Below are 25423 nucleotides of genomic sequence, written 5' to 3'. Positions count from 1 at the left end.
CCGGAGGCGTTCGACGGTCTCGGCGACGAGTTGCGCCCCGGCCGTCCCGGCGGCTCAGTCCCCGTGTTCGCGCAGGTAGGCCTCCCGCACGCGGCGGCGGCTGAGTTTGCCGGACGGCGTGCGCGGCAACGATTCGCGGAACTCCAGGCGGCGGGGGTGCTTCAGCTTCGCCAGCCGCGGCCCGCAGTGCGCGAGCAGTTCGGCGGCGAGCCGCTCACCCGGCTCGGCGTCCCCGGCGGGTTCGACGAGCGCGACGACGCGCTGCCCCCAGTCGTCGTCCGGGACGCCGATGACGGCGACGTCGCCGACCGCCGGATGCTGGAGCAGGACGGCCTCGATCTCGGCGGGGTAGACGTTGACTCCGCCGGAGATGATGAGGTCGGTGCGGCGGTCGCTCATGTAGAGCCAGCCGTCCTCGTCGAGGCGGCCGAGGTCGCCGGGGGTGTAGTAGGCGTCCCGCATGGCGGCGGCGGTCTTGGCCGGGTCGCCGTGGTACTCGAAGCCGGGCTGCCCGGCCGCGTAGATGAGGCCGGTCTCCCCCGGCGGCAGCTCGGCCCCCTCGGGATCGAGGATCTTGATCTGCACACCGTCGACCGCTCGCCCGACCGTCCCCGGACGGGCGAGCCACTCGTGCGGGGTCGCGACGACGACCGGGCCGCTCTCGGTGGAGCCGTAGTACTCGTAGAGGACGGGCCCCCACCACTCCATCATCTTCTGCTTCGTCTCTACGGGTACGGGAGCGGCGCTGTGGTACACCTGCCGCAGAGTCGACAGGTCGTACCGGGCCCGGACGCCGGCCGGCAGGGCCAGCATCCGGTGGAACATCGTCGGCACCATGAACGTGTTGGTGACGCCGTGCCGCTGGATCAGTTCCAGGGTGTGCTCGGGGTGGAAGCGCGGGGCGACGACGACGGCGTGGCCGAGGTTCAGCGCCATCATCGCGTGGACGCAGGGCGCGGAGTGGTAGAGCGGCCCGACGGCGAGGTGCACCTCGTCGCCGGGCTCCAGCCCGAGGTGCCGCGCCAGCGTCCGCCGCATGATGTCCATCAGCACCTCGGGCGCGATGTCGAGCAGGGGCCGCCGGACGCCCTTCGGCCGTCCCGTCGTCCCGGAGGTGTAGAGCATCACCGAACCCATGCGCCGCCGGGCGGGCGGTTCCGCGCTGCCGGTCGCGCAGAGCGCGGCCATCGACCGGTACCCGTCGCCGGTGTCGACGCTCACCCGTCCCTCGGCCGGGACGCCCGCCTCGCCGGCCGCGCCGGCCACCGCCTCGGCCAGCGCGCTCTCGGTGATGACGGCCTTCGCGCCGCTGTCGCCCAGGATGTAGCCGATTTCCGGCGCGGTCAGGTGGCGGCTCACCGGAACCAGGTACAGGCCCGACTGGAGCGCGGCGAGCAGGACGGTGAGGAACTCGGGCCGGTTGCCGAGGACGGTGGCAAGAGTGTCGCCCGGACCCAGCCCGAGCCCGGCCAGGGCGTTGGACAGCCGGTTCGCCTCGGCGTGCAGTTCGCCGTAGGACATCGGCACGCCGGGGGCCAGCACGGCGGGACGGTCCGGGTCGTGGCGCGCGATCTCGTAGAAGCCGACACCCTCGACGCCCATACGGCTCTCCTCTGGTCCGGGCCCGACGACCGAATGGTCTTCGGTTCCATATGACCGATCCTCCGCCGGCCCAGTCAAGGCCGCCGGGGCCGACGGCGGCGTCCGCCCCGGCGGCGGTCCACCAAGATCGGCCGACCCCGGTCAGTCACATTCCATGACGCCCCGCATCGGGCTACGTATCATGAGGTCGCGTTTGCCGGGGGGCCGACAAGTCGATACCTGCGCGGCGATGGGGCATGAATGAGCGGACCGTACGACGGTGACGGGTCCCGGAATTCCGGACGCCGGGACGAGCCGCAGGAGTGGCCCGAGCGGATACTCCAGGGTCTGCTGATCGACTTCTGCTGCACCCTCGTCATCAGCGGCGGCCTGAGAGTCTTCGACGCGTTCTCCTGGTGGAACGCACTCGCGACAATGGCCACGGTGATGCTCGCGACCGTCCTGCTGTTCGTGGTCTTTCCCGGCACGATGCACGGCGTTCTGGAGTGGACGTGGAAGGCGCTGCGCCTGACCGCGCCCGCGACCGCGTGGACGCTGGCCGGGGCGGCAACGATGGCCCTGGTCCTTCTCGCGGGCTATGGCGCGTACAACCTGTGGGACGGCGCGCGGCCGTGCGGCCAGCCGCTGGAACTGCGCATGCTGACCGGCCAGGACTCGCTTACGGCGCTGCGCGGGGCGGCCCAGGATTTCGAGCGCGACACGGGGAAACGGGGCTGCCGCAAGTACAGCGTGACCGTCGTCCCGGAGCCGGGCCCGGTCGCGCTCTCCGATGGATTCGCCCGCTTGTGGCGGAGCAGCGTGTCGGCGGAGAACGAGCAGCTCTTCGGCCCGCAGCCCGATATCTGGATCCCGTCGTCAACCGCCGAGTACGAGTACGTCTCGCACGCCGCCGTCTCCGAGAGTGGACGCCTGACCCAGTCCTGTCCGCCCACGGCGAAGCATCCCGATGACGATACCCACAGCCTGGAACTCTGCGGTTCGCTCGGAACGTCACCGCTGGTACTCGCGCTGTTCCCCAAGGCCAACGCGCCCGTTGCCGACTCGCGTACGGATCCCATCAATTCCTCGACCGAGGATCTGCTGAAAACCATTTCGGATGCCGGCGTTCGGCTCCGCAATATCGCCCGCCCCGTCCCGGAGACCTCGGGAGCCGCCTTGGCGGTGACGCCCGTGCTGTACGGCCCGAGAAGCGCAGGGGACGCTGAGGCCGCGGAGGCCGAACGGTTCGCCGAGCCCGCGGACCTCGTCACCCCGGACGCGGTGTCGCTGCTGTGCCGCTTCCGGCTCCAGATGGCCGCGTCCGGCGACGGGCCTCCGGACGACGTCGCGGTGATCGCTCCCGAACAGGTGCTCTTCGACTACGACATGGGCTTCACGCTCGGCGATGACGACCGTTGCCACCGGGTCGACCTCCTCGACCGGGATCCGAAGTACAAGAAATGGCAGCTGTATCCGCACTACGCAAGTGACCTGCCACTGCTCGACTACCCCTTCGTCAAGGTCCGCTGGCAGGGGCAGGACTCGGAGGAGCGGAACGCCGCCGTCAACGAGTTCCGGCGCTGGCTGAAGGACAATCCCCTGACCATGCGCGGGTTCCGGGACCGTTCCGGCAAGGCGCCCTCGGCATCCGCGGAGGACAAGGAAAACGACACGCTGCCAAACATTCAGACTTTCCTGGAATACAGTAAGTTGCCAAAGAAAGTGCCCTACCCCGGACGGACGGGATTTCAGGAGATCCTGGATCGGATCAAGAACGCGCGCCCCAAGAGCTCGATCCATCTCATGGTGGACGCGTCCACGTCGATGGGCAGCGCCTCCGGCGGGAACGGCGGCTCGCGGCTCGGTCGCGGAGCGGCCGTCCTGCAGAACCTGGTGTCCCAGCTCCAGTCGACCGATCGTGTGGACCTCCAGTTCTCGGCCACGTCCCCCTCGATCGGGCTCGGCGGCTTCCGCGTCGAGCAGAACGCCGCTTCCGCGAACAAGGAAACGATCATGAGGAACCTCCAGGCGATGTCGGCGACCGGCAGGGACACGGCGCTCGACGACATCGCCCGGGCGACCGATCTCGCCCGGGGAAAGCAGGTGATCGTCCTGCTCACCGACGGGCAAGGGCCGAAGAGCACCCCGGGGCTCGACTCCCGCACGGCACGCCTGTCCGACTTCTTCCGCCGGCACGCTCCGGACGGGCGCCTGCGGCTGACCGTGGTACTCACGGGACCGGCCACCTGCGGGGACACCCCCGTCCGCGAGATCGTCGCCTCGCTTCCGGACCGCGCGGGGACCTGCGTGGAGCTCGACGACGCGCCGGAGGCGACCCAGGCCGCGAGAATCCTGTCGGACCTCAGATGGGGCGGGCGAGCATGAGGGGAGCATGAGGATGACCTCCTGGCCGCGCTTCCCCGTCCGGCCGCACGGCCGGTCCTGGATCTTCTTCACCGGCGGGGCGGTGGTCGCGCTGCTCACCGGGGCCGCCGGACTCCTCTACCCGGCCTCCTCCTACACCCCGCTGTCCTCGAAGTGCGAGCACAGCGAACTGTTCGTCGTGGGCGGCACGGACATCAGCCTCAACTACGAGCGACGCAGGCTCATCTCGCAGTGGAACGAGGAGCATCGGCACGCCACGCTCGTCGAGGTGTCGGACTCCACGGACCTGCAGCACAGCCAGATCAAGGCCATGGAGGAGTCCGGCGGCTGCGCCTACGACGTACTGATCATGGACAACACGTGGACCGCGCAGTTCGCCGAGAGCGGGTACCTGCGTCCCCTCGACGATCCCGAGGACCCGGAGGACTTCTTCCCCAACGCGCTCCGGACCGGTTGGTGGCACGGCGATCTCTACGCCGTCCCGTTCAACGTGGACGTCGGGCTGCTCTACCGCCGCACCGACATGCCGACGAAAACGGAACAGCCCGACTCATGGGCTCGTCTCATCGACTCCCCTGTCATCATGCAACTCGCCGACTACGAAGGCCTGACCGTGAACGCACTCGAAAGGGTGTGGAACAGCGGAGGCGCCGATTTCACGGGAGAGGGCGGTCGGGGTGAGAAGTACCTCCGTGAGAACGTCTACCAGGCGCTGGAGGAATTCGCTACGAGGGCCAAGCCCGATCTCGAGGCACGGAAGTATCACGAGCGAGAGAGCATCGACGCGTTCGCCTCCAATTCGCAGAAGGCCCGCTCCTCCACTGCGCGCCTGATGCGCAACTGGCCCTACGCGTTCTCGACGCTCGCCGCCGAGCCGCAGATGCAGAAGGACGGAGGTCTGAGGTTCGAGGTGAGCGCCCTGCCCGGCCGCACCGTTCTCGGCGGGCAGAACCTCGCCGTCGCGAAGCGGTCCCCCCACGCCGCGGATGCCGAGAGGCTGGTCAAGTTCCTCACCGAAGTGAAGAACCAGAAAGAGCTCTTCGCGTGTGGTGGGCTCGCCCCCGCCCGCTATTCGGCGCTCGGCCTGCGGCCCGGCCAGAAGGTGCCCGAGAACTGGCCGATCGCCAAATGCTCGGAACTCGACAGGAGCATGACCGGCCTGGATGAGACGCATGTCCTCGACCACGAACAACTCCAGGAGCTCGGCCGGGCGATCGTGACCGCGCTGCCCGGCGCGTCACCGCGGCCGGTGACGGCTCACTACAGCACGTTCAGCCGCACGTTCCGCGGCTGCGTCGTGAAGATGATCAACAACAAGCCCGTCGGTGAGCGGACGTTCGCCCGCGCGGTGCGCCGCTCGCTGGACGGCCAGACGGCCTCCTGCTAGCCCCGGTCGGCGGCAGGCGCCGTCCCCGCCCGGCCGTCCGGAGAGGCGCTCTCCGGTAGGAGAGAGTCCGCGGCGGCGGCGAGGGCCGTGCGGGCCATGCCGTGCAGGAGGTCGGCCATCGCGGCGCGGTCGAGGCCCTGCGCTGCGCTGCGCGGGGTGGAGTTGAGCAGGCCGAAGCAGGCGTGGACGGCGGCGCGGATGCGCTCGTCCGGAAGCCGCGGGCTGAGGCGGCGCAGGACGGCGACCCACTCCTCGACGTAGGCGCGCTGGAGGCGGCGGATGCGGTGGCGCTGCGGCTCGGGGACGTTGTCGAGTTCCCGCTCGTGCACGGTGATCAGCGCGGGGTTGTCGAGGGCGAACGCGATGTGCCAGCTCAGCAGCGCGTCGACGGCGCGCCCCGGGTCGGGTTCGGCGGCGCGCCGCAGGCCTTCGGCGAGGAGCCGCTCGCTGATGTCGAGGAGCATCTCGGCGAGGACGGCCTCCTTGCCGCTGAAGTGGCGGTAGAGGGCGGGGCCGGTGAGCCCGACGGCCCGGCCGAGGTCGCCGATGGACGCCCCGTGGTAGCCGCGGCGCGCGAACAGCTCGGCGGCGGCGCCGAGGATCTCGGCCCGGCGCGGGTTGGGCGGGCCCGGCGGCGCCTCGGCCGGATGCGACGTCATGCGCCCAGTCTAGACTAGAGTTGTTAACGACCGTTAACATCAGCATTGTTAATGAGCGTTAACCGGGAAGGGGGGTCATGAGCGGACCCGAGATCGGCTCGCACGCCGACGCCGGCGGCGAGGCGTTCAAGGCGAGCGCCGCGCACAACGAGGCGCTCGTCGCGCAGCTGCGCGACCGCGTCGACCGGGCGGGCCGCGGCGGACCCGAGCGCGCCCGCGAGCGGCACGTGGCGCGCGGCAAGCTGCTGCCCCGCGACCGGGTCGACACGCTGCTGGACCCCGGCTCGCCCTTCCTGGAGCTGTCGCCGCTGGCCGCGAACGGCATGTACGGAGACGAGGCGCCGGGCGCGGGGATCATCACCGGCGTCGGGCGGGTCTCCGGCCGCGAATGCGTCATCGTCGCCAACGACGCCACCGTCAAGGGCGGCACGTACTACCCGGTCACGGTGAAGAAGCACCTGCGGGCGCAGGAGGTGGCGCTGCAGAACCGCCTCCCCTGCCTCTACCTGGTCGACTCCGGCGGCGCGTTCCTGCCGCGCCAGGACGAGGTGTTCCCCGACCGCGAGCACTTCGGCCGCATCTTCTACAACCAGGCCACCATGTCCGGCCGCGGCATCCCGCAGATCGCGGCGGTGCTGGGCTCCTGCACGGCGGGCGGCGCCTACGTCCCGGCGATGAGCGACGAGGCCGTCATCGTCCGCGGCCAGGGAACGATCTTCCTCGGCGGGCCGCCGCTGGTGAAGGCCGCCACCGGCGAGGTCGTGACGGCGGAGGAGCTCGGCGGCGGCGAGCTGCACTCGCGCACGTCCGGCGTGACCGACCACCTCGCCGAGGACGACGCGCACGCGCTGCGGATCGTCCGCGACATCGTCGCCACGCTGGGTCCGCGCGAGCCGCGCCCGTGGGAGGTCGCGCCGCCCGAGGAGCCGGCCGCCGACCCGTCCGAGCTGTACGGGATCGTCCCGCCGGACTCGCGCACCCCCTACGACGTGCGCGAGGTCATCGCCCGCATCGTCGACGGCAGCCGCTTCCAGGAGTTCAAGAAGGAGTACGGCGCGACGCTCGTCACCGGGTTCGCGCGCATTCACGGGCACCCGGTCGGGATCGTCGCCAACAACGGCATCCTGTTCGGCGAGTCGGCGCAGAAGGGCGCGCACTTCATCGAGCTGTGCGACCGGCGCAGCGTCCCGCTGGTGTTCCTGCAGAACATCACCGGGTTCATGGTCGGGCGCGAGTACGAGGCGGGCGGCATCGCCAAGCACGGCGCGAAGATGGTGACCGCCGTCGCGTGCGCCCGCGTCCCGAAGTTCACCGTCGTGATCGGCGGCTCGTTCGGCGCCGGCAACTACGCGATGTGCGGCCGGGCGTACTCGCCGCGCTTCCTGTGGATGTGGCCGAACGCCCGCGTCTCGGTCATGGGCGGCGAGCAGGCGGCGAGCGTCCTCGCCACCGTCCGCCGCGACCAGATGGAGGCGCGCGGCGAGGAGTGGCCCGCCGAGGACGAGGAAGGGTTCAAGGCGCCGATCCGCGAGCAGTACGAGGCACAGGGCAACCCGTACTACTCCACGGCGCGGCTGTGGGACGACGGGGTGATCGACCCGCTCGACACCCGGCGCGTGCTCGGGCTCGGGCTGTCGGTCGCGGCCAACGCACCGCTGGAGCCGGTCGGCTACGGCGTCTTCCGGATGTGAGGGTGTTGATGTTCGACAGCGTCCTGGTCGCCAACCGCGGGGAGATCGCCGTCCGCGTGTTCCGCACGCTGCGGCGGCTCGGCATCCGGTCCGTGGCCGTCCACACCGGGGCCGACGCCCTGGCGCGCCACGTACGGGAGGCGGACGAGGCACTGCTCATCCCCTCGTACCTGGACATCGAGGCCGTCATCGCGGCCGCCCGCGACGCCGGCGCGTCGGCGGTGCACCCCGGGTACGGGTTCCTCGCCGAGAACACGGCGTTCGCGAAGGCGTGCGGCGAGGCGGGGCTGGTGTTCATCGGACCGCCGCCCGGCGCGATCGACGCGATGGGCGACAAGATCCGCGCGAAGCGGACCGTCGCGGCGGCCGGCGTCCCCGTGGTCCCCGGGCGGGACGAGCCCGGCCTGTCCGACGCCGAACTGGAGGCCGCGGCGCTGGAGGTCGGGCTGCCGGTGCTGCTCAAGCCGTCCGCGGGCGGCGGCGGGAAGGGCATGCGGCTCGTCCGGGACGCCGCGGACCTGCCGGAGGCGATCGCGTCCGCCCGGCGGGAGGCGCGCGGCTCGTTCGGCGACGACACGCTGCTCGCCGAGCGGTTCGTCGAGAACCCGCGGCACATCGAGATCCAGGTCTTCGCCGACGCCCGCGGCGGCGCCGTACACCTCGGCGAGCGCGAGTGCAGCCTCCAGCGCCGGCACCAGAAGATCGTCGAGGAGGCGCCGTCCCCGCTGCTGGACGCCGCCGCGCGCGAGCGGATGGGCGCCGCCGCCGTCGCCGCCGCGCAGGCCGTCGGGTACGTGGGCGCCGGGACGGTCGAGTACATCGTCTCGGCCGACCGCCCCGACGAGTTCTTCTTCATGGAGATGAACACCCGGCTCCAGGTCGAGCACCCCGTCACCGAGCTCGTCACGGGGCTCGACCTGGTCGAGCTCCAGTTCCGGGTGGCCGCGGGAGAGCCGCTGCCGTTCACGCAGGACGACGTGTGCCTCGACGGGCACTCGATCGAGGCCCGCGTCTACGCCGAGGACCCGGCGCGCGGCTTCCTGCCCACGGGCGGGCGGGTGCTCGCCCTCGCCGAGCCCGAGGCCGCGCGGGTCGACTCCGGGCTGGACGTCGGGACGGAGGTCGGCGGCTCCTACGACCCCATGCTCGCCAAGGTCATCGTCCACGGCGCCGACCGCGCCGAGGCGCTGCACAAGCTCGATCGCGCGCTCGCGTCCTACACGCTGCTCGGCGTCCCGACGAACGTCGCGTTCCTGCGCGCGCTGCTGCGGCACCCCTCGGTCGTCTCCGGCGACCTCGACACCGGCCTGGTCGAGCGCGCCCTGGACGACCTGGTCGCGGGAACGGCCGTCCCACCCGAGGTCCTCGCCGCCGCCGCGCTGGAGCGGATGCTCGACCTGGAGTCCGGCGACGACCCGTGGGACGTCCCGGACGGATGGAGGCCCGGCGCCCACGCCTGGGCCCCGTGGATCATCACCCCGTCCGGCGGCGACCCGGTGGAGGTCCGCGTGCAGGGCAGGGCGGCGTCCGCGCGCGTCGCCGTCGGCGGCGAGCCGCCGGTCGCCGCGTCCCTCACCAGGCCGTTCACGCTGACCTACGGTGGGAGGACGACCTCGTTCGCGAGCGCCCGGGACGGGAGCACGCTGTGGCTCGGCCGCGACGGGCACGCGTGGGCGCTGGGCGAGCACGTCCGCGCCGAGGGCGGAGCCGACGCCGGCGCCGCGGGCGACGGGGTGCTGCGCAGCCCGATGCCCGGGACGGTCCTGGCGGTCAAGGCGGCCGAGGGCGACCGCGTCGAGGCCGGGCAGCCGCTCGTGGTCGTCGAGGCGATGAAGATGGAGCACACGGTCACCGCGCCGCTCGCCGGCGTCGTGGCGAAGCTGCCGGTCCGCGCGGGCGCGCAGGTCGCCCTCGACGCGGTGCTGGCCGTGATCGAGGAGGCGTGACGGTGGCGGTGGTTCCCCTCTCCGGCCTGCCCGAGCGGGTCACGATCTACGAGGTCGGGCCGCGGGACGGGCTGCAGAACGAGAAGGCGGTCGTCCCCGCCGAGGTCAAGGCGGAGTTCGTGACCCGGCTGGCGGACGCGGGGCTGCGCACGATCGAGACGACCAGCTTCGTCCACCCGAAGTGGGTGCCGCAGCTGGCCGACGCCGAGCAGCTGCTCGACATCCTGCCGCGCTCCCCTCACCTGCGGTATCCCGTCCTGGTGCCGAACGAGCGGGGCCTGGACCGGGCCCTCGCCAACGGCGTCACCGAGATCGCGATCTTCGGCAGCGCCACCGAGACGTTCGCCCGCCGCAACCTCAACCGCACCGTGGACGAGTCCCTCGCGATGTTCGCCCCGGTCGTGGAGCGGGCGCGCGCCGAGGGCCTCTGGGTGCGCGCCTACGTGTCGATGGTGTGCGGCGACCCGTGGGAGGGCGACGTCCCCGTCGAGCAGGTCGTGTCCGTCGCGTCCCGGATGATGGACATGGGCTGCTCCCAGCTCAGCCTCGGCGACACCATCGGCGTCGGCACGCCCGGCCAGGTCACCGCGCTCATCGAGGCGCTGGGCGAGGCCGGCATCGGCACCGACCGGCTCGCCGTCCACTTCCACGACACCTACGGGCAGGCACTGGCCAACACCCTCGCCGCGCTCCGCGCGGGCGTCACCGTCGTGGACGCCTCGGCGGGCGGCCTCGGCGGCTGCCCGTACGCCGAGAGCGCCACCGGCAACCTGCCCACCGAGGACCTCGTCTGGATGCTGGACGGCCTCGGCGTCGAGACGGGCGTCGATCTCGCCGGGCTGGTGGCCACGAGCCGCTGGATGGCGGGCCGCCTGGGCCGTCCCAGCCCGTCCCGCGTAGTGCAAGCCCTGTCACCTGAATCGGAGTAGCCAATGATCGACTTCACGCTGGGCGAGGAGCAGGAGGAGCTGCGGCGCACGGTCGAGCGGTTCGCCCGCGAGAGCGTCGCCCCGGTGATCGGGGACCTGTACGAGCGCGGCGAGTTCCCCTACGAGATCGTCGCCGCGATGGGGAAGATGGGGCTGTTCGGGCTGCCGTTCCCCGAGGAGCACGGCGGCATGGGCGGCGACTACTTCACGCTCTGCCTGGCCCTGGAGGAGCTGGCGCGCGTCGACTCGTCCGTCGCGATCACCCTGGAGGCCGGGGTGTCGCTGGGCGCGATGCCGATCTACCGGTTCGGGTCCGCGGAGCAGAAGGAGCGGTGGCTGCCGCAGCTCACCTCCGGCGAGCGGCTGGCCGGCTTCGGGCTGACCGAGCCGGGCGGCGGGTCGGACGTCCCCGGCGGCATGCGCACCACGGCCCGGCTGGACGGCGACTCCTGGGTGATCAACGGGTCCAAGTCGTTCATCACCAACTCCGGCACCGACATCACCGCGTTCGTGACCGTGACCGCGTTCACCGGCGAGGGCGAGATCTCCACGATCATCGTCCCGAACGGGACGCCGGGCTTCACGGTCGGGCGCAAGTACTCCAAGGTCGGCTGGTCGGCGTCCGACACGCGGGAGCTGTCGTTCGACGACGTCCGCGTCCCGGCCGGGAACCTCGTCGGCGAGCGCGGCCGGGGGTACGCCCAGTTCCTGCGGATCCTGGACGAGGGGCGCATCGCGATCGCCGCGCTGTCGGTCGGCCTCGCCCAGGGCTGCGTGGACGAGTGCCTGCGCTACGTCCGCGAGCGGGAGGCGTTCGGCAGGGAGATCGGCCGCTACCAGGCCATCCAGTTCAAGATCGCCGACATGGAGACCCGGGCGCACACCGCCCGGCTCGCCTACTACGCGGCGGCCGCGCGGATGCTGGCGGGCGAGCCGTTCAAGAAGGAGGCCGCCATCGCCAAGCTGGTCGCCTCCAACGCCGCCATGGACAACGCCCGCGACGCCACGCAGGTCTTCGGCGGCTACGGCTTCATGAACGAGTACGCCGTCGGCCGCTTCTACCGCGACGCGAAGATCCTGGAGGTGGGCGAGGGCACCTCGGAGGTGCAGCGCATGCTGATCGCCCGCGCCCTCGGCCTGCCGCCGTCCTGACGTGCGGCCGGCCCGGACGCCGCCGGGCCGGCCGCACGTGCCCCCCGCGCCACGTGCGGAGTTCCGCCGGTCGCCGGGCCCGGCGCGGTAAGGTCGGCGGATGCTGCTGCGCGCCTACGGGATCGCTCGCTCACTGGTCATGTACCACGGAGTTCCGGGCCGGCACCGGCGCGCGTCGCGCCTCTACGGGCAGTTCCTCGGGCCCGGCGACGTGGGGTTCGACATCGGCGCGCACGTGGGCGGGCGGGTGCGCGTGTGGCGGGGGCTGGGGGCGCGCGTCGTCGCGGTGGAGCCGCAGCCCGACTGCCTGCGCGTCCTGCGCCTGTTCTTCGGCCGCGACCGCGGCGTGGCCCTCGTCCCGGGCGCGGCCGGCGCCGAGCCCGGCAGGGCGCGCCTGGCCCTGTCGACCGCGACGCCGACGGTGTCCTCGATGTCGCCCGGCTGGATCAAGGCGGTGACGACGGACCGCGGCTTCGCCCGCGTCCGCTGGGACCGCTCGGTCGGCGTCGAGGTGACCACGCTGGACGAGCTCATCGCCGTGCACGGCGTGCCGGCCTTCTGCAAGATCGACGTCGAGGGCTTCGAGGCGGACGTGCTGGCGGGGCTGTCCCGGCCGCTGCCGGCCCTGTCGTTCGAGTACGTGCCGTCCGCGCACGACGCCGCCCTGGAGGCGCTGGACCTCGTGGACCGGCTGGGCGACTACGCCTACAACTACTCCCCCATCGAGACGATGCGGCTGGCCAGCCCCCGCTGGCTCGACGCGGCCGAACTGCGGCGGCGGCTGGAGAGGATCCGGCCGCGCGGGCGGTCGGGAGACATCTACGCCCGCCTCCGCGAATCCGGCCGATAGCGTCGACGCCGGGAAGGACATCCGATTAGATAACAAGACTTACTAATGCTGGTGCATGCCAGCACGCCGAGCCACCGGGGGCCCAACGTGCCGGACAAGACCGTCCGTGAACCGACGTCCGCCGACCTGAGAACGGACGTCGCCCACTCGGCCCGGGTCTACGACTACCTGCTCGGCGGGAAGGACAACTACGCCGCCGACCGGGACGCCGCCGAAGAGGTCGTCAGGGTCGCCCCGTACATGCGCACCTCCGTGCGGGCCAACCGCGACTTCATGGTCCGGGTCGCCCGCCACCTGGCCGCCGAGTGCGGTGTCCGGCAGTTCCTGGACGTCGGGACCGGGCTGCCGACGTCCCCGAACCTGCACGAGGTCGTCCAGGAGGTCGACCCGTCCGGCCGCGTCGTGTACGTCGACAACGACCCGATGGTGCTGGCGCACGCCCGCGCCCTGCTGACCGGCACCCCGCAGGGACGCTCCCGCTACATCCACGCTGACCTGGCCGACCCGGATGCCATCCTGTCCTCGCCCGAGGTCCGGGCCACGTTCGACTTCGGCGAGCCGGTGGCGCTGTGCCTGATCGCCGTCCTGCACTTCGTCCACGACGACGAACGGGCGCACGACGTCGTCCGGCGGCTCCTGGAGCCCCTCGCGCCGGGCAGTTTCCTCGCGCTCTCCACGATCACCATCGACAGCGCGCCCGAAGAGGTCGGGGACGCCGTGAAGAAGTACAACGCGCGCGGGATCAGGTCCAAGGGCCGTACCAGGGCGCAGGTGGCGGCCTTCTTCGACGGCCTGGAACTCCTCGCCCCGGGCGTGGCCCCCGTCCACCGCTGGCGCCCGGACGAGAGGGCCCGCGCGATCGACGACGGCCAGGTGTCCATGTACGGCGGGCTGGCCCGCAAACCCTGACCCGGGTCAGTCCGCGGGGCCCGGTTCGCCGGGCAGCCAGTCGCGGGCCGGGTCGTACTCCAGCCAGCGGTGCCGCCGCCCGTGCTCGGCGAACCCCCTGACCAGCGCGGGGATCATCGGGTGCGGCGCCTGCCGCGGCCACATCAGCGACCAGGCGTAGAGCGGGACGGGGTCGACGAGGGGAATCGCCCGCACGCCCGGCACGCCCGGCAGCCGGGCGTCGGCGGGGAACAGCGTGATCCGTCCCGGTTCGGCGAGCAGGCCTGCCAGGAGGTGCTCCACACCGAGGTTGGCTCCGCCGGACGCGGCGCGGGCGCCGAACTCGTCGCAGAAGCGGCTGATGAAGTCGAGCCGGTCGGCTGCCGCGGGGAACCACAGGTCGCGTCCGGCGAGGTCGGACGGGCGGACGCCGGACGCGGCGGCGAGCGGATGCCCGTCGGCGACGAGGACGTCCACGGGTTCGAGCCGGACGACGCGGTGCGTCAGCCCGTCCGGCAGCGGGGGGTGCACGCGCCCGAACGCGGCGTCGATGTCGCCGCGCAGCAGTGCCGCCGCCGCGGCGGGAAGGTCGCGGCTCATGCCGAGTTCGACGTCGAGCTCCGGCCGCGCGTCGATCACCGGGGCGACCGTCCGGGACGGGCCGTACAGGTGGCCCCAGACGTCGATCCGCAGCGGCCGGCCGGCGGCGTGGACCGCGCCGGCCGCGGCCTCCGCGGCCCGCAGCGCCTCCCGCGCCGGTTCCAGGAAACGGCGCCCCGCCTCGGTCGGCTCCACGTTCCCGCGGGTCAGGAGCGCGACGCCGAGCGCCGCCTCCAGCCTGGCCACCCGCTTGGACACCGCCTGCTGGCTGATCGACAGCTCCTCGGCGGCCCGCCCGAAGTGCAGGTGGTCGGCGACGGCGACGAACGCGCGCACCTGGCCGAGGTCGAGGTCCATGCCTCCCATCGTGGGCGACAACCGATGGTTGTCAACCTCGCCCGGCGGCTGTTGGACCGGTCCGCCGCCCGTCCGGTTTCCTGCCGGGCATGAGAGCACTCCTTCCCGAAGCGGGATCGGTGGCGTTCGGCGAGGCCGGCGAGCCGGTGCCCCGGCCGGACGAGGCGCTGGTGAAGGTCGCGGCGTTCTCGGTGAACCGGGGCGAGCTGTTCCAGCTGGAGTCCGACCGGCCCGGCTGGCGGCCCGGCAAGGACGTCGCGGGCCTCGTCGTCCAGGCGGCCGCCGACGGGTCGGGGCCGCCGGCCTGCAGCCGGGTCGTGGGGCATCCGCCGTCGGCGGGCTGGGCGGAGTACGTCGCCGTCCCCACCTCGTCGCTCGCCGAGATCCCCGCCTCCGTGTCCGTCCGGTCGGCCGCCGCGCTGCCGCTGGCCGGGCTCACCGCGCTGCGCCTGCTGCGCGCGTCCGGCGCCACGGCGGGGACGCGGGTCCTGCTGACCGGCGCGTCCGGAGGGGTCGGGCACTGTCTGGTCGAGCTCGCGGCCGCCGCGGGAGCCGAGGTCACCGCCGTCACGGCCACGTCCGATCGCGGGCGGCGGCTCGCCGAGCTGGGCGCCACGGTCGTCCACGATGTGCGGGACGCGGTCGGCCCGTTCGACGTCGCCCTGGAGTCCACGGGCGGGGACGTCCTGCCGCTCGCGCTGGCGCGCGTGAAGCCCGGCGGCACGCTGATCTGGTTCGGTCAGGCGAGCCGCCGGCCCGTGACGCTCGACTTCTTCGCCTTCTTCGACGGCCCCGAATCCGCATCCATCAGGCACTTCCACTACGCGGGCGCCCCGTACGGGGAGGATCTCGCGACACTCGTCCGGCTGACCGCGGCCGGGCGCCTGCACCCCGAGCTCGGTCGCGTCGCCGACTGGAGCGAGACCGCCGCCGTCCTCACCGATCTCCGCGAGCGCCGCGTACGCGGCAACGCCGTCCTCACCCTGGAGCAGAACCGATGACCGCCTTCTTCGACGAGCCCGTCGCGCCCTTCGCCGCCGCCAACCGGTCGCGCGCCGTCGCCGCCGGCGTCGACCCCCACCAGTACGACGAGGTCACCGCCGGCCTGGCCTCCCTGCGCGAGTGGACGGACGCGTTCACGCGAACCGGGCGGGAGCACCTCGCCCTCGCCGGGGAGGCGCGGCTGCCGCGCTCGGCGGGCGAGGCGTTCCGCGACGCCGCACTGTGGTTCCATTTCGCCACGGTGCTGCCGAATCCCGACCTCGCCGAGCACGGGCGGGCCGCCGCCGCGTCCGCCGACGCCCTGCGCCGCTCGCTCGCCCGCCTTGCACCCGACGCCGAGCACCTCACCGGCCCCGACTTCACCGGCGTCCTGCGGCGCCCGTCCCCGGACGCCCCTCTGGTCGTCCTGGTGCCGGGCATGAATTCCGGAAAGGTCGAGTTCATGCCGATCGCCGAGGCGCTCCTGCACCGCGGCCTCGCCGTGCTCGCCATCGACGGGCCCGGGCAGGGAGAGCTCGCCGTCCGCGGCCCCTGGGTCGCGGACTACCAGCGGATCGTGCGGCAGGCCCTCGACGCGGTGGACGGTCTGCCTTCCAGCATCGGACTGGCCGGGCTCAGCATGGGCGGCTTCCTCGCCTCCGTCGCCGCGCTGCACGAACCGCGGATCGGCGCCGTCGTCACCGTCAGCGGGCCCACCGCCCTCACCTGGGACGAGCTTCCGCCGTACGTGACGGAGTCGTTCGTCCTGCGCATGGGTGGGGAGGCGGCAGCCCGCGAGTTCGCCGGACGGGTGACCGCTCCCGCGGTTCCGCAGCCGCTGCGCGTCCTAGACGGCGGGCTGGACGTCATCCCGGGCGTCGCCAACGGCGCGGAACTGGCCCGCCGGGCGACGGACGGCGAGTACGTCCTGATACCCGAGGGCAACCACCTCCTGGAGAACCGCCGCTGGGCCTGGCTTCCCGGCACCCTCGACTGGCTCGCCGCCCGGCTGGGTCACGGCCACGACCCCGCGTCCGTCGTCATCCGCTACGTCGAGGCCGTCGCGAACGGCGACCTAGAAACGATCAAGGGGAGCTTCGCCGACGACGCCACCTGGATCTACCCCGGCGACCTTCCTCTGACGGGAGCCTGGAAGGGCCGGGACACGATCGTCGACGACTTCCTCGGCGGCGCCGGCCGGCTCTTCCTGCCGGGGGGCGAACCCGAGGTCGCCCTGACCAACGTGGTCGCCGACGGCGACCAGGTCGTGGCGGAGTGGACGTCACGGGGGACGGCGCGCGGCGGGAGCGCCTACGACAACCGGTGCCTCGGCGTGTTCACGGTGCGGAACGGCAAGATCACCTGCGTCCGGGAGTACACCGACACCCAGCACGTCGAACGCACCCTGTTCGGCTCTTAGCCCGCGAAGACCGCGAGCCGCGCCTCCACCTCGCCGGGGGCCAGCTCGCGGAGGCTGACCCGCGATTCCAGCGCCTCGTGCAAAACCGGATACATGTTCGTCGGGGACCACTGGGCATGGATCGATTTCTCGTCCAGGAACAGGGTGGGAAGGCCGTCGACCACGGGAATCGCCTCGAAGAGCGCGGAACCGGGGAAGAACAGGGCCGGTTTCGCGCCGGCGCCCGGGTAGTGGAATCCGATCCGCTGGTGGTCGATCAGCTCTTGGGCCTCCTGGTGCTCCTGCGGGGTCAGGCCCTGGTTCCGCGCGTACCGCACGCTCGCGGGGTCGGTCGGCTCGGCTCCGAGGTACCCGGGGCCCGCGTGGCGTTCGAGAGCGTCCTGCGCGAGCGCGAAGAAGTGGTACATCCGGTCCTGGACGCCGGTCAGGCCGAGGACGAAGCCGCGCCGGCCGCGCGGGTCGAGGAGCAGGATCTCCCGGTCGTCCAGGAGGGCGAGCACCTCGCGGACGTAGTAGAGGGTCTCGTAGTGGTCCTCCAGTTCCTCCGCCAGCGGAGCGACCTGGGGCCGGGCCCGCAGACGCCGCCGCGCGCCCTCGTCGCGGCTGAGCATCGTCATGGCCGCGAGGAGGACGAACGGCAGGGTGTGGTGGGCCCGGACAAGGTCGGAGACACCTGGAACAGCTGGTCCTCGGCGCTCACCCCGCCCTGCGCCACGAACTCCTTCGCCAGGTGCAGGTAGCGTTCCGTCACCCGCATGACCGCGTCCACCGGGACGGTCACCGAGCCGCCCCGCTCGACCAGCACCCCGCAGACGAAGGCCATCATCCCCGCGCGGAAGACGTCGCCGGACTCGAACGCGGCGGCGAGCTCCGCCATGGCGGCGTCGACATCGGTGATGCTCCCCAGGAACGCCTGCACCTCGTCCCTGCCGATCAGGTCGGTTCCGGCCCGGCATTCGCCCAGGTCACTCGGCTGCCGGACGAACCACGCGATCCCCACCGTCTGCGACATCCGATCATGCTAGCGGCGGACCGGCCCCTGGCGGCGCGCCTCCGCCGAGGGGCCGCCCTCCTTCGCGACCGCTTCGCGCACGGCGGGGGCGATCTCCTGCCCCCAGCGGCCGATGGAGGCGAGGTCCTGCGTCCCGCCGCTGGGCGAGAAGAGGGTGAAGCCGGACGCGCCGTGCTCCAGGACCGCCCCGGTCAGCTCCTCGGCCCACTGCTCGGGGGAGCCGCCGATCCAGCGCCCGTCGCGGTCGCGCGTGGCCGCCAGGGGCCGGTCGGTCACGCGCCCGGGGAGGTTGAAGATCGTGCGGATCTCGCGCGGGTCGCGTCCGGCGGTGGCCGCGGCCTCGTCGATCACCGGCCGCGACGTGCGGTAGCGCTCGCTGAGCCAGTCCGCCGCGTGGCCGGGGATCCAGCCGTCGGCCACCCGGCCGGTCGCGGCGAGGGACCTCGGGCCGACCGACCCGGTCCAGACGGGCGGCGCGTCCACGGGAGCCGGCTCGATCTTCTCCACCCGGTGGTGGCGGCCGTGGTGGGTGACGGGCGGGCCGCCGCCGGCCAGCTTCCTGACCAGGACGATCGCCTCCTCGAAGGCGTCCACGGCGTCGCCGGGCGACAGCCGCGGGACGCCCATGTCGGAGATCCGATCCCACAGCCCGCCGGCCCCCATGCCGAGCACGACGCGGCCGCCGGAGAGCGCCGACAGCGACGTCACCGCCCGCGCGAGCAGCGGAGCCGGCCGGGTCGGCAGGTTCGTGACGTTGGCGAAGCCCGCGATGCGCTCGGTGCGTCCGAGCACGAACCCGATGGCGGCGTAGGCGTCCACGCGATCGCCGAGGTAGGGGTGGTCCGACAGGGAGAAGTGATCGAGGCCGTCGCGGTCGGCCTGCCGGGTCATGCGCAGCAGGCCGGGCACGTCCTCGATGCTCGTGTGCGCGCCGAACCCGAAGAGGGGCACGCCTTCACCGGCGGCCGGAACCGTAGCACTCATCATTCTGGACTCTCCCACGACAGGTTGCAGTTCGTGTCACGAACCATATTAGTTCGTGACACGAACTTCAACACTCGTCGACCGTCTCAGTGCTCCCCGGCATGCCCTTCGCCGGGCTCCGCGAACACCACCGGGACCTCGTTGTCCAGCACGACCCGGCCGAGCAGATCGGCGAGCGCACCGCGCTCGGCGTCACTGAGCCCCTCCGGCAGCCGGTCGATCCGCCGGCAGGTCTCGGCGTAGAACTCCTCGACGAGCCGGCTCCCCTCGGCGGTCAGCGCGACCCTCACCGCGCGCAGGTCCCGCGGCTCGGGCTCGCGCCGGACCAGGCCGTTGCGCTCGGTGCGGTCCACCAGGCCGGTGAGGCTCGACTTGGCCAGCCCCAGCATCGCGCCCAGCTCCCCCATCCCCCGCGGCCGCGCCATCAGCACGCACAGCAATTGCCCCTGCTGCGCCGTGATGCCGTACTCCCGCGCCGACTCGCCATAAACGGCGTTCACGAGGAACGCGCCTCGCACCAGCGCCGCCACTACACCGATCCGGCCTTCGCCTTCTTTGCCCACCCGCCCAGGGTAGCCCGGCAGTTCGCGCGACGAACTACCGCGCCATCACCGCACACCGCCCCACGGTCGGCGGCCAGTAGCTTGACAGCTAACATGCTTAGCCTTACGGTTGGCTAACGTCATTAGCCAACGTTCGGAAGGGCCGTCATCGTGAACGCAGCCGTCGTCCGGGACTCCGGCATCCGCACCCTCCGGCGCGCCGCGTGGTTCGCCGGCGCGCTCTTCTGGACGGCCTTCGCGGTCCTCGAAGGCGTCAACCACGGGTGGCTCGCGGCGCTCCTGGCGCTCGCCTTCTTCATCACCCCCGACCTGACCTTCCTCGTCGGGCTGCGGGACGCCCGCACCGTCGAGCGCGGCCGGCTCCAGCCGCGCGCCGTGCCGTTCTACAACGCCGCGCACCGGGCCCTCGTGCCGCTCGCGCTGATGGTGGTCTACCCGTTCACGCCGATGACCTGGCCTCCCCTGTTCGCCGGCCTCTGCGGCTGGCTGGCCCACATCTCCTTCGACCGCGCCTTCGGCTACGGCCTGCGCACCAGGGAAGGCTTCCAGCGCACCTGAGCGCAGGCCCGGTTCGGTGAAGATCGGGCGACGGAATCACCCTCACGGAGAGCCGGGCGACCGGTAGGGGTCATGCCGTGCGTCACACCGGGTTCGAGGCGCTGTCGAAGAAACACTTCTGTCTGCTAGAAAATCCCGGACGCTTCCAGGCCCAACGACGGGTGGCACATGGAACCCCTGCATCCCGGTGATCCCCGGCGGATCGGACCGTACGAACTGGAGGCACGGCTGGGCGCCGGCGGCATGGGGCAGGTGTTCCTCGGGGTCTCGCCCGGCGTCCGCAGCGTCGCCGTCAAGGTCATCCGCGCCGAGCACGCCGAGGATCCGCGGTTCCGGCGGCGGTTCGCCCGCGAGGTCGAGGCGGCCCGCCGGGTGGGCGGGTTCCACACCGCGCAGGTCGTCGACGCCGACCCGGAGGCCGACCCGCCGTGGCTGGTGACCGCGTTCATCCCCGGGCCGTCCCTCCGGGAGGTGGTCGCCGAGCGCGGGCCGCTCGATCCGGACGCGGTCCGGGCGCTCGCGGCGGGGCTGGCCGAGGGCCTGGCCGCGATCCACGCGTGCGGGCTCGTGCACCGCGACCTCAAGCCCGGCAACGTCATCATGGCGGCGGACGGGCCCCGGATCATCGACTTCGGCATCGCCCTCGCGACCGACGCTACCGCGCTGACCTCACACAACGTGGTCGTCGGCACCTACGCCTACATGTCGCCGGAGCAGGTGCTCGGCGATGTGCCCGGCCCGCCCGGCGACGTGTTCTCGCTCGGCTGCGTGCTCGCCTACGCGGCGACCGGCGGCGGCCCCTTCGACGCGACGTCCATCCCGGCGATCGTCCACCGCGTCCTGCACGAGGAGCCGGACCTGCCGGGGCTGCCCGGCGACCTGAGCAACATGATCGCCGCGTGCCTGGCCAAGGATCCCGGGCGGCGGCCCACACTGGACGCGCTCATCAGCGCGCCGGGGAGCATCGAAGCCCCCGCTCCGGCGGCGGCGGGCCCGTCCCTCCCGGACGACGACGGGGTCGTCACGCACGCGAACGCGACGCGCGTCGCGACCCGGGAGCAGGAGGCCCCGACCGCCGCGCCGGCCGGCCCGGCCCCCGTCGGCCGACGGGTGCTGCTCGTCGGCGCGGGCGCCGTCACGGCGGCCGCCGCCGTGGCCGTCCCGGCCGCGCTGTTCCTGACCAGGGAGGACGGAAGGCAGGAGGCCGCGGCGCCCCCGGCGCCCGCCCCCCGCCCGAAGGGCCTGGTGTCGCCCAGCGGGTCGCTCACCGCCCCCGACGTCAAGTCCCTCAACGAGGTCGCCATCACCGCCGACGGCCGGACCGTCGCCGCCGGGGGCCTGGACTCCACGATCACGCTGTGGGACGTCGCCACCGGACGCGTCCTCCGGACGATCAAGAAGACGGGCTGGGTGAGCGCGCTGGCGTTCAGCCCGGACGGCCGGTCCCTGGCGAGCTCCTGCAACACCCCCGGCCTTCTGCTCGTCTGGGACGCCGCCACCGGCCGCCTCAGGGTGAACGTGCGGAGCGGCGAGTTCGGCCTGAACTCGCTGGCCTACAGCCCGGACGGGCGCACGATCGCGGGCGTCAAGCCCGACGCCCAGCTCTTCGACGCCGCCACCGGCCGCCGGCTGGCGTCGTTCGACCTGCGCAACAGCGGCGTCAACGCGGTCGCCTACAGCCCGGACGGCGGGCTCGTCGCGGCCGGCGTGGACGGGTACCACGACAAGCCGCCCGGCAACACCGTCCAACTGCTCGACGGCCGGACGCTCCGCAAGCGCGGCCAGTTGGTCGGCCACACCTCGAGCCTGACCGGCGTGGCGTTCAGCCCCGACGGGAAGCGGCTGGCGAGCAGCGGCGCGGACAGGACCGTCCGCCTCTGGGACCTCGCGTCCCGGCGCGCCGTGCGCGTCATCAAGGCGGGCGAGGCGACCGTGAAGGACACGAGGTTCTCTCCGGACGGCTCGTCCGTCCTCGCCGCCTGCTCCGACCGCACCATCCGGATCTGGAACGCCGCCACCGGCGTGCTCACCGCGACGCTCGTCGGCCACGCCCAGACCGTCGAGCGGATCGCCCTCACCCCGGACGGCCGGACCGTGGCCGGCGTGGGCGGCGCCAAGGCCGACGGCACCGTGACCCTTTGGAAGGTCTGACCCTTGGATCCGCTCCGCAGTGACGACCCCCGCCAGATCGGCCCCCACCGGCTGGACGGACGGCTGGGCGCCGGCGGCATGGGCGAGGTGTTCCTCGGCTCCTCGCCGAGCGGGCGCAAGGTCGCGGTGAAGGTCGTCCGCGCCGAGTACGCCGCCGATCCCGGGTTCCGCAAGCGGTTCGCCCGCGAGATCGAGGCCGCCCGCAAGGTCGGCGGGTTCCACACCGCGCAGGTCGTCGACGCCGACCCGGAGGCCGCGTCGCCCTGGATGGCGACCGCGTTCGTGCCCGGCGCGTCCCTGCGGGAGGTCGTGGCGCGCCAGGGGCCGCTCGCGCCGCCCGCGGTCCGCGTACTGGGCCGGGGGCTCGCCGAGGGTCTGGCCGCGATCCACACGTGCGGGCTCGTGCACCGCGACCTCAAGCCCGGCAACGTCATCATGGCCCCGGACGGCCCCCGGATCATCGACTTCGGCATCGCCCGCGCCTCCGACGCGACCGCGCTGACCTCGGCCGGCGCGGTCGTCGGCACGTTCTCGTTCATGTCGCCCGAGCAGGTGCGCGCCGACGCCACCGGTCCGGCGAGCGACGTGTTCTCGCTCGGCTGCGTACTCGCCTACGCGGCGCTCGGCCGCGGCCCGTTCGACGCGCCGGCCATCCCCGCGATCGTCCACAAGATCATCGGCTCGCCGCCGGACGTCGCCGGCCTCACCGACCCGCCCCTGCGCGACCTGATCGTCCGCTGCCTGGAGAAGGACCCCGCGCGGCGGCCGTCCGTCCAGGAGGTCCTGACCGGGCTCACCGCCGAACCGTCGCGCCGGGTGCCCCGCCGCGCGTTCCTGCTCGGCGGCGCGGCGGTGGCGGCGACCACCGCCGCCGGCGTCCCGGCCGTCCTGCTGTGGCCCTCGGACGCGCCTACCGGCAACCGGAACGCCCCGAAGACCCCGATCGGCGTCCCCACCGGCGTCGTCCTGCCGAGCTCGGAGGTCGCGCTCTTCGACGTGGCGTTCTCCCCCGACGGCAGGTCCCTGTGGGGCGCGGGCTTCTCCTCGATCCTGCGCTGGGACCTGGCCACCGCCCAGGCCACCGTTCGCGAGATGAAGGACACCGACCAGACCTACCGGCGGCCCATGGTCTTCAGCCCGGACGCCGGGACGCTCGCCACCGGCGGCACCGACGGAGCCGTCCACCTCTGGGACGCGGCGTCCGGGCGGATCCGCAAGACCTTCACCGGATCGCGGGGCGTCCAGGCGCTCACGTTCAGCCCGGACGGCCGGTCACTCGCCGTCAGCAGCGGAAACGGCCCCGGCTACGTGCAGATCTGGGACACCGTCACCGGGAGGACCGTCCCGATGAAGGCCGACTACTACGCCAACGCCCTCGCCTTCTCCTCGGACGGCAGGAGACTCGCCGGCGCCCGCTCCTACTCCGGGCGCTTCACCCTCTGGAACGTCTCGGACGGCGGCGGGACCGAGGTCTCGCCCCTCAACGCCACCGAGGTCCCGTGTCTCGCCTTCAGCCCGGCCGGAGAGGTCGTCGCGGCCTCCACCGGCGGCTACTACGGCTACGAACTCCACAACGCGGACGACGGACGGCTCAAGACCAGCGTCAGGGACCTCAAGGGCGAGGTCAAGGCCCTCGCCTTCAGCCCGGACGGCGACACCCTCGTCACCGCCGACGAGAAGAACATCCGCCTGTGGCATGTCCCGACGGGCCGCAACACGGCGACGCTCCCGGGCGACTCCGACGACGAGCAGTCCGTGGCCTTCTCCCCCGACGGCCAGAGTTTCGCCACGACCAGCGGCGCCGGCACGACCCACCTCTGGACCTTCGCCCCCGCCTGACACCCGGGAGCATGCCGGCCCGACCTGTCGGGCCCGCGCCGGCGGTCCCGCGCGCAGGGCGGTTCCGGCTGCGGTGCGGTCACAGCCCGGTCAGAGCTCTTGGCCCCGTGCCGTGGCCGCCCGTTGGAACACCCGGCCGGAGCGGCCGACAGGGGCGGCGTCCTGGAGAACGATGCGCCGCAGGCCGATCGCGGCCGCGATCCCGGCCGCCGTCGCCGCCCCTGCCAGGAAGCGCCATTGGCGCTTCGCGCGGCGTTCTACCCGTGCGTAAGGCTTGGTGGAGAACGAGACGAGTTCGTAGCGTGACGCCCACACCCCGGGCAAGGCCTTCTGCAGCGCGAGTTCGGTCTTCCGGGTGACCTTGAAGACCGGGGAAGCGACCTTGTCGCGCATCTCGATGAAGTTCTCAAGCGCCATCCGCGCGATGGCGTCGGCATTGTGCTTGCGCCGCTTCTCGTACCGAGGCAGGGCGAGTTCCCAGATGCCGGCGGTTTCGGTGAGGCAGCGGTCGAGTTCGACGACGTCCTCGAAGGCGCAGTTGGCGCCCTGCCCGTAGAACGGGACGATCGCGTGTGCGGCGTCGCCGATCAGAGCCGTCCGGCCGCCCGGCACGTGCCATGTGTCGCACCGGACCGTGCCGAGCCGGCCCACGGGATTACCGAGGTAGTCCTCCACCAGGCCGGGAGAGAGCGGCGGCAGGTCCGGGTAGTGGGCGTGGAAATGCTCCTTCACGGCGGCCGGGCCGTCGAGCGAGGCGAATCCCGACGCGCCCTCGTACGGCCAGAACAGCGTGCAGGTGAACGACCGGTCGGGGTTGGGGAGGGCGATCATCATCGCGTTCCCGCGCGGCCAGATGTGCAGCGCTTCGGGGTTCAGGGCGAACTCGCCGTCCACCGCGGAAATGGTCAGTTCCTTGTATCCGTGGTCGAGGAACTCGACGTCCTCCCGGATCACGCCGGCCGCCACCAGTTGCGCGCGGGTGGCCGATCCGGCGCCGTCGGCGCCCAGCACGACCGATGCGCTGACGCCTGCCGTGCCCCCGGAGGTCTCGAACCGGAGCGCGCCGGTCGCGGGGTCGAGGCCGGTGAGCCGGTGGCCGAAGTGCAGCGTCACACCGTCCGCGGCCTCGGCGGCGTCGATCAGCGCGTTGTTGAGCGCGCCCCGGCTGATCGAGTTGATCGCCTTGTCGCCGTCCCGGCTGTACGGCTGGAAGTCCTGAGGCCCGGCCACGGGGTGGATCATCCGTCCGCGCATCGGCAGGGCGTCCGCCATGACCTGCTGCTCCAGGCCGATCCGGCGGAGGGCGTCCAGGCCGCGTTCGGACAGGGCGAGGTTGATGGAGCGTCCGCGCTCACCGCCGCCGGCACGCGGGTCGGGTCTGCGCTCGTACAGCGAGACCTGATGGCCGCGCCTGGCGAGATAGCAGGCGAGGAGGGAACCGGTGAGGCCGGCTCCGACCACGGCGACGTCGACCTTCGTCATCCTTGCTC

Annotated in this window: 21 protein-coding genes; 13 read left to right on the top strand and 8 right to left on the bottom strand. The window is 72.7% G+C overall.

Annotated elements, in window-relative coordinates:
• Positions 1-54 precede the first annotated feature (54 nt).
• Positions 55-1602: an AMP-binding protein gene (locus tag AB0C84_RS17840; RefSeq protein ID WP_361067098.1), complete on the bottom strand. Its 1548-nt coding sequence runs from the start codon at positions 1600-1602 to the stop codon at positions 55-57.
• Between the two features lie 423 nt (positions 1603-2025).
• Here AB0C84_RS17840 and AB0C84_RS17835 point away from each other — a divergent pair, with 423 nt between their 5' ends.
• The gene (locus tag AB0C84_RS17835; protein WP_361067095.1) at positions 2026-3966 is read left to right on the top strand and encodes a hypothetical protein; all 1941 of its coding nucleotides are present in this window, start codon (positions 2026-2028) and stop codon (positions 3964-3966) included.
• Between the two features lie 13 nt (positions 3967-3979).
• The gene (locus tag AB0C84_RS17830; RefSeq protein ID WP_361067092.1) at positions 3980-5353 is read left to right on the top strand and encodes an extracellular solute-binding protein; all 1374 of its coding nucleotides are present in this window, start codon (positions 3980-3982) and stop codon (positions 5351-5353) included.
• Here the strand turns inward: AB0C84_RS17830 and AB0C84_RS17825 are convergent.
• Positions 5350-6012 (bottom strand): TetR/AcrR family transcriptional regulator, encoded by a 663-nt coding sequence (locus AB0C84_RS17825; RefSeq protein ID WP_361067089.1) that lies wholly within the window; start codon positions 6010-6012, stop codon positions 5350-5352. The genes AB0C84_RS17830 and AB0C84_RS17825 overlap by 4 nt on opposite strands.
• Positions 6013-6089: 77 nt before the next feature.
• On the opposite strand from AB0C84_RS17825, the gene AB0C84_RS17820 reads away from it, so the two are divergent.
• The 6 genes from AB0C84_RS17820 (at position 6090) to AB0C84_RS17795 (ending at position 13489) form a co-directional block, all read left to right on the top strand.
• The gene (locus tag AB0C84_RS17820; protein ID WP_258941572.1) at positions 6090-7703 is read left to right on the top strand and encodes a carboxyl transferase domain-containing protein; all 1614 of its coding nucleotides are present in this window, start codon (positions 6090-6092) and stop codon (positions 7701-7703) included.
• A gap of 8 nt (positions 7704-7711) precedes the next feature.
• Positions 7712-9649 carry a biotin carboxylase N-terminal domain-containing protein gene (locus AB0C84_RS17815; protein WP_361067085.1) on the top strand — a complete coding sequence of 646 codons (1938 nt, stop codon included), beginning with the start codon at positions 7712-7714 and terminating at the stop codon, positions 9647-9649.
• A gap of 2 nt (positions 9650-9651) precedes the next feature.
• The gene (locus tag AB0C84_RS17810) at positions 9652-10578 is read left to right on the top strand and encodes a hydroxymethylglutaryl-CoA lyase (RefSeq protein WP_258941570.1); all 927 of its coding nucleotides are present in this window, start codon (positions 9652-9654) and stop codon (positions 10576-10578) included.
• A gap of 3 nt (positions 10579-10581) precedes the next feature.
• The gene (locus tag AB0C84_RS17805; RefSeq protein ID WP_361067081.1) at positions 10582-11730 is read left to right on the top strand and encodes an acyl-CoA dehydrogenase family protein; all 1149 of its coding nucleotides are present in this window, start codon (positions 10582-10584) and stop codon (positions 11728-11730) included.
• A 100-nt stretch (positions 11731-11830) separates the two neighbouring features.
• A complete protein-coding gene (locus AB0C84_RS17800) occupies positions 11831-12580 on the top strand; it encodes an FkbM family methyltransferase (RefSeq protein ID WP_361067078.1) in 750 nt (249 codons plus the stop codon).
• Between the two features lie 87 nt (positions 12581-12667).
• A complete protein-coding gene (locus AB0C84_RS17795; protein WP_361067075.1) occupies positions 12668-13489 on the top strand; it encodes an SAM-dependent methyltransferase in 822 nt (273 codons plus the stop codon).
• Positions 13490-13495: 6 nt separating this feature from the next.
• Here the strand turns inward: AB0C84_RS17795 and AB0C84_RS17790 are convergent, their stop codons facing one another.
• Positions 13496-14425 carry a LysR family transcriptional regulator gene (locus tag AB0C84_RS17790; protein ID WP_361067072.1) on the bottom strand — a complete coding sequence of 310 codons (930 nt, stop codon included), beginning with the start codon at positions 14423-14425 and terminating at the stop codon, positions 13496-13498.
• A gap of 89 nt (positions 14426-14514) precedes the next feature.
• On the opposite strand from AB0C84_RS17790, the gene AB0C84_RS17785 reads away from it, so the two are divergent.
• Positions 14515-15426, top strand: a complete 912-nt coding sequence (locus AB0C84_RS17785; RefSeq protein ID WP_361067069.1) for a zinc-binding dehydrogenase — start codon at positions 14515-14517, stop codon at positions 15424-15426.
• Positions 15423-16826: an alpha/beta fold hydrolase gene (locus AB0C84_RS17780; protein WP_361067066.1), complete on the top strand. Its 1404-nt coding sequence runs from the start codon at positions 15423-15425 to the stop codon at positions 16824-16826. The genes AB0C84_RS17785 and AB0C84_RS17780 overlap by 4 nt, the downstream gene beginning before the upstream one ends.
• On the opposite strand, the gene AB0C84_RS17775 is transcribed toward AB0C84_RS17780, so the two are convergent.
• The 4 genes from AB0C84_RS17775 to AB0C84_RS17760 all read right to left on the bottom strand — a co-directional run bounded on the left by AB0C84_RS17775 (position 16823) and on the right by AB0C84_RS17760 (position 19385).
• Positions 16823-17443 (bottom strand): hypothetical protein, encoded by a 621-nt coding sequence (locus AB0C84_RS17775; protein WP_361067063.1) that lies wholly within the window; start codon positions 17441-17443, stop codon positions 16823-16825. The genes AB0C84_RS17780 and AB0C84_RS17775 overlap by 4 nt on opposite strands.
• On the bottom strand, positions 17440-17838 hold the full coding sequence (locus tag AB0C84_RS17770; protein ID WP_361067060.1) for a hypothetical protein: 399 nt from the start codon (positions 17836-17838) through the stop codon (positions 17440-17442). Before AB0C84_RS17770 ends, AB0C84_RS17775 begins: the two co-directional genes overlap by 4 nt.
• Before the next feature lie 9 nt (positions 17839-17847).
• Positions 17848-18825 carry an LLM class flavin-dependent oxidoreductase gene (locus AB0C84_RS17765; protein WP_361067057.1) on the bottom strand — a complete coding sequence of 326 codons (978 nt, stop codon included), beginning with the start codon at positions 18823-18825 and terminating at the stop codon, positions 17848-17850.
• 83 nt (positions 18826-18908) lie between these two features.
• Positions 18909-19385: a MarR family transcriptional regulator gene (locus tag AB0C84_RS17760; protein ID WP_361067054.1), complete on the bottom strand. Its 477-nt coding sequence runs from the start codon at positions 19383-19385 to the stop codon at positions 18909-18911.
• Positions 19386-19535: 150 nt separating this feature from the next.
• Here AB0C84_RS17760 and AB0C84_RS17755 point away from each other — a divergent pair, with 150 nt between their 5' ends.
• From AB0C84_RS17755 to AB0C84_RS17745, 3 genes are all read left to right on the top strand, one after another.
• Complete coding sequence (locus AB0C84_RS17755; protein ID WP_361067051.1) at positions 19536-19943, top strand: DUF4260 family protein; 408 nt, start codon at positions 19536-19538, stop codon at positions 19941-19943.
• Between the two features lie 168 nt (positions 19944-20111).
• On the top strand, positions 20112-22094 hold the full coding sequence (locus tag AB0C84_RS17750; protein WP_361067048.1) for a serine/threonine-protein kinase: 1983 nt from the start codon (positions 20112-20114) through the stop codon (positions 22092-22094).
• Positions 22095-22097: 3 nt separating this feature from the next.
• Positions 22098-23933 (top strand): serine/threonine-protein kinase, encoded by a 1836-nt coding sequence (locus AB0C84_RS17745; RefSeq protein WP_361067045.1) that lies wholly within the window; start codon positions 22098-22100, stop codon positions 23931-23933.
• A 90-nt stretch (positions 23934-24023) separates the two neighbouring features.
• Here AB0C84_RS17745 and AB0C84_RS17740 read toward each other — a convergent pair whose 3' ends face one another.
• Complete coding sequence (locus AB0C84_RS17740; protein WP_361067042.1) at positions 24024-25415, bottom strand: NAD(P)/FAD-dependent oxidoreductase; 1392 nt, start codon at positions 25413-25415, stop codon at positions 24024-24026.
• Between the last annotated feature and the right edge of the window lie 8 nt (positions 25416-25423).

It is taken from the genome of Actinomadura sp. NPDC048955 (assembly GCF_040649435.1).
Lineage (GTDB): Bacteria > Actinomycetota > Actinomycetes > Streptosporangiales > Streptosporangiaceae > Spirillospora > Spirillospora luteofluorescens.
Note: the sequence above shows the minus strand (reverse complement) of the source record. Positions and strands in the feature narration are given on the sequence as shown.

What these genes read in the sequence shown, in the direction of transcription:
- AB0C84_RS17840 (WP_361067098.1), bottom strand. Translation starts at nt 1,602, where the DNA reads ATGGGCGTCGAGGGTGTCGGCTTCTACGAGATCGCGCGCCACGACCCG.
- AB0C84_RS17830 (WP_361067092.1), top strand. Translation starts at nt 3,980, where the DNA reads ATGACCTCCTGGCCGCGCTTCCCCGTCCGGCCGCACGGCCGGTCCTGG.
- AB0C84_RS17825 (WP_361067089.1), bottom strand. Translation starts at nt 6,012, where the DNA reads ATGACGTCGCATCCGGCCGAGGCGCCGCCGGGCCCGCCCAACCCGCGC.
- AB0C84_RS17820 (WP_258941572.1), top strand. Translation starts at nt 6,090, where the DNA reads ATGAGCGGACCCGAGATCGGCTCGCACGCCGACGCCGGCGGCGAGGCG.
- AB0C84_RS17815 (WP_361067085.1), top strand. Translation starts at nt 7,712, where the DNA reads ATGTTCGACAGCGTCCTGGTCGCCAACCGCGGGGAGATCGCCGTCCGC.
- AB0C84_RS17805 (WP_361067081.1), top strand. Translation starts at nt 10,582, where the DNA reads ATGATCGACTTCACGCTGGGCGAGGAGCAGGAGGAGCTGCGGCGCACG.
- AB0C84_RS17800 (WP_361067078.1), top strand. Translation starts at nt 11,831, where the DNA reads ATGCTGCTGCGCGCCTACGGGATCGCTCGCTCACTGGTCATGTACCAC.
- AB0C84_RS17790 (WP_361067072.1), bottom strand. Translation starts at nt 14,425, where the DNA reads ATGGACCTCGACCTCGGCCAGGTGCGCGCGTTCGTCGCCGTCGCCGAC.
- AB0C84_RS17785 (WP_361067069.1), top strand. Translation starts at nt 14,515, where the DNA reads ATGAGAGCACTCCTTCCCGAAGCGGGATCGGTGGCGTTCGGCGAGGCC.
- AB0C84_RS17780 (WP_361067066.1), top strand. Translation starts at nt 15,423, where the DNA reads ATGACCGCCTTCTTCGACGAGCCCGTCGCGCCCTTCGCCGCCGCCAAC.
- AB0C84_RS17775 (WP_361067063.1), bottom strand. Translation starts at nt 17,443, where the DNA reads ATGACGATGCTCAGCCGCGACGAGGGCGCGCGGCGGCGTCTGCGGGCC.
- AB0C84_RS17770 (WP_361067060.1), bottom strand. Translation starts at nt 17,838, where the DNA reads ATGTCGCAGACGGTGGGGATCGCGTGGTTCGTCCGGCAGCCGAGTGAC.
- AB0C84_RS17765 (WP_361067057.1), bottom strand. Translation starts at nt 18,825, where the DNA reads ATGATGAGTGCTACGGTTCCGGCCGCCGGTGAAGGCGTGCCCCTCTTC.
- AB0C84_RS17750 (WP_361067048.1), top strand. Translation starts at nt 20,112, where the DNA reads ATGGAACCCCTGCATCCCGGTGATCCCCGGCGGATCGGACCGTACGAA.
- AB0C84_RS17740 (WP_361067042.1), bottom strand. Translation starts at nt 25,415, where the DNA reads ATGACGAAGGTCGACGTCGCCGTGGTCGGAGCCGGCCTCACCGGTTCC.